This is a genomic window from Armatimonas sp. (assembly GCF_043760365.1).
Lineage (GTDB): Bacteria > Armatimonadota > Armatimonadia > Armatimonadales > Armatimonadaceae > Armatimonas.
Genome location: NZ_JAYUPA010000975.1, coordinates 1 through 2,766, shown reverse-complemented (window position 1 = coordinate 2,766; position 2,766 = coordinate 1). Strand labels below are relative to the sequence as shown.

At 56.7% G+C, this 2,766-nt stretch carries 4 protein-coding genes; 3 read left to right on the top strand and 1 reads right to left on the bottom strand.

The annotated features are described in order from the left end of the window. On the top strand, positions 1 to 359 hold a 359-nt coding region (locus tag ACH2EH_RS24690; protein WP_395146004.1), incomplete at its 5' end, for a chromate transporter. Between the two features lie 13 nt (positions 360 to 372). Beyond that, a complete protein-coding gene (locus tag ACH2EH_RS24685; protein ID WP_395146003.1) occupies positions 373 to 1,254 on the top strand; it encodes a hypothetical protein in 882 nt (293 codons plus the stop codon). 91 nt (positions 1,255 to 1,345) lie between these two features. On the opposite strand, the gene ACH2EH_RS24680 is transcribed toward ACH2EH_RS24685, so the two are convergent. Continuing rightward, the gene (locus ACH2EH_RS24680) at positions 1,346 to 2,038 is read right to left on the bottom strand and encodes a YqjF family protein (RefSeq protein WP_395146002.1); all 693 of its coding nucleotides are present in this window, start codon (positions 2,036 to 2,038) and stop codon (positions 1,346 to 1,348) included. A 50-nt stretch (positions 2,039 to 2,088) separates the two neighbouring features. On the opposite strand from ACH2EH_RS24680, the gene ACH2EH_RS24675 reads away from it, so the two are divergent. After that, a partial coding sequence (locus ACH2EH_RS24675) for a DUF697 domain-containing protein (protein ID WP_395146001.1) occupies positions 2,089 to 2,766 on the top strand: 678 nt, incomplete at its 3' end.

Genomic DNA, 2,766 nt, shown 5'->3' with positions numbered 1-2,766 from the left:
CCGTGACGATCATGGCAACCTTTATCGGCTATCAGGCGGGTGGGCTTCTCGGTGCACTTGCCGCGACAGCTGGGATGTTCACCGCCCCCACTATCCTTGCTGCCCTCGCGGCGGCAGGCGTGGAGCGGCTGGCAAAAAACCGCTGGCTAAAGGCGTTTGGCAGGGGAGCCGCGCCCGCAGTGGTGGGGCTTCTCGGTGCTACCGCTTGGAATGTTGCCCGTCATTCTGTCACGTCCTGGCCCTTGGCTTTAGTCGCGCTGCTTGCGCTTATAATCGCTGCACGGACGAAGGCACAACCCATTTACATACTCTGTGGCGGCGCAGCACTCGGCGGGATCATTGCTGCCGCTGGGTTTTGACAAAGGAATTTGTATGATGACTTATTTGAAAAACGGTGCTACCTTCAGATTCCGCACCTTTAGTCGCCCTATATTTTGGTCACTGGCGATAGCAGTAATCGTGCTCTGCATCGGGGATTCATGGATGCCCGCTGCTGCTTGGGCGCAGCAAAGCGGCACCGGTCAAGTGCAGGGAAAGTCAGCCGCGCCGGTTCCGCAGAAGACAAATCCGCCGCTTCAAGTGCCACTTCCACAATCGGGCACGGCTATCTCTGGATCATATCAACAGACCATCAACGTTTCCGCGCTTGGAAGCCCGAAACCCTCAACGGGCGAACGGCTGAACTTGTCCTATGCGCCGCGCTTTGGCGGCAGTTTTGACGGACGAATTGAATATTACACTGATGGCTCCTACAATGCTGATCCACCAGGGCAATTACTCCGCAATATCAACGAGCCAAAGTTTGAGTTTCAGGTCATGTACAGTCGCGTTATCGCGGGGCCTGTGGGCTTTACCATTGGCGGGCTTCAACACGAGAACTTTCGCTTTCCTGACCACTACTTTTGGGGACTCGCAGGACTGACCTATTCTAAATCGCTACTTCCTCGCCTTCTCTTCTCTGGCTCAGGGCTGGTACAGGCAAAGCTTGGAGCAGGACGGGCGTTTTACGATCTCTCTGGGACGCTGGAGTACGACTTCCAAGCGGTATGGAACCTCCAGGTGAACCTCCACCGCTATGAGAATCTGGGGCAGACCGATCCGGTGCCCACGCAAAAGCGCGAAATTGAGTTTGCCTTGAATCGGTCGGTGGGGCAGAGTCAAACGGTGGGTGTCTCCCTTTTCAGTCACGTTCAATTTGGTGCGCCCAATGACCAGTTCCGTTTTGTAAAAGTGAAATACGGACTCTCGTTTTGAGAAAATAGAGGGATCACCTCTGAGCGCCCTTGCGCACCACGACAATGGTTGACATAGGGGAAGTATACCCGCCCGCGTTCGAACCGCTGAATCACACGCGCTCCAAACCAAAGACATCCACTTTCACAGGGAGTGCCCAGTGCGCCAGCGAAGGGGGAGTCTCAATGGGGAATCCCGCCGCATGGGTGAGGCTCTGATCAATACGATGTAGCATTGCCTTTTGAAATCGGTAGGGAAGGTGCGCGACGCGGCCCGCAAAGAGTCGCTTGCCGGAGACACTAAAAAGGGTGTAGCGCTCAATGAGAAAGTGCTCCAAGGTGCTGGGGGCGGCAGTGCGCAGCTCTAGTACATGCTGTAGTGAGTAGGAAATATGGCAGTGTGCGGGAAGTGGTGGATGACTGATGCGCCTGCTGGTGTAGGAAGCACCGGGGGCTAGCTCCATCTTGGCCCAGTGGTAGGGGAGCTTGAAGAGCCCGCGCGCGAGCTCGACCGCGATGGGGTTGGCGGCCTCCAGGCTGAAAAAATACACTCCTGCGCGGCCCGATTTATCCCGAACATAGGCACGGACATTGGTCTCGTGGAAGTGTGAGAGCCACGGCACGGGCGGCGACCAGACCGGGCGGACGTTGCGCATGGTGAAGGGCACCAGCCCCAGATAGGTCTTGCCCTCGAAAGTGTCTACAGTTAGGCCCTCGGGGAGGCGTGCTTGCACCTGCTCTGAAGAGATCTCCCAGTGCAGAAAAAGCAGCTCGTGCCATTCCTGGCGCATCACAATTTTTGACATGCAACCCAGGATACCGTTTCTCTGTCTAGGAGGGTAGGATAATAACCAATATGCCGGATAGTGATAATATTTTTTCCGTTGCCAAGCTGCTGGGTGACCAGGCCAAGAAAAAGGTCAAGGAAGCCTTTGGTAGTGAGGAAGACGACAAGAAACGCGGCCCGACCCCCTGGCCCCCGATGAGGAATGAAGATATGAGCTACATGGAGCCCGACTGGGACGAGCTGGATCGCAAGGCCAATGCCATCGTCCTGACCTACACGACTGTCTCTGCGGCAGCCACGGTTCTGCCTTTCATAGATGTTGCCGTGGTCACGATGACTTTTGCCAAGATGACCACCGAGCTTTCTGGTGTCTATCAGGTGCTGGTCTCTGCAAAGCGTGCCCGACAGATGGGCTGGGCGATTGCCTCCACCACGGGCGCAGTTCTAGGAGCCGCGTACGGGGCGATGTATGCAGCCACCAAGATCGCTAAGTTTCTCCCTGGTGGCTACTTTGTCTCCGTGGCTATCCAAGCGCCGCTCACTGCCGCCGTGGCATGGGCTGCGGGTGACTCGCTCAAGAACTACTTCAAGGCGTGTCGTCAAGGCCGCGATCCCGGCATTGACGCGCTGAAGGAATCGTTCACCAATACGCTGCACATCAAGCTGAAGAGCGTCAAGCTGCCGGGTGGTAAGACTGCTAAAGACGCCGAGATTGCCGAGGCCGTGAGTAAGTCTGCGGCAAGTGGC

What these genes read in the sequence shown, in the direction of transcription:
- ACH2EH_RS24680 (WP_395146002.1), bottom strand. Translation starts at nt 2,038, where the DNA reads ATGTCAAAAATTGTGATGCGCCAGGAATGGCACGAGCTGCTTTTTCTG.
- ACH2EH_RS24685 (WP_395146003.1), top strand. Translation starts at nt 373, where the DNA reads ATGATGACTTATTTGAAAAACGGTGCTACCTTCAGATTCCGCACCTTT.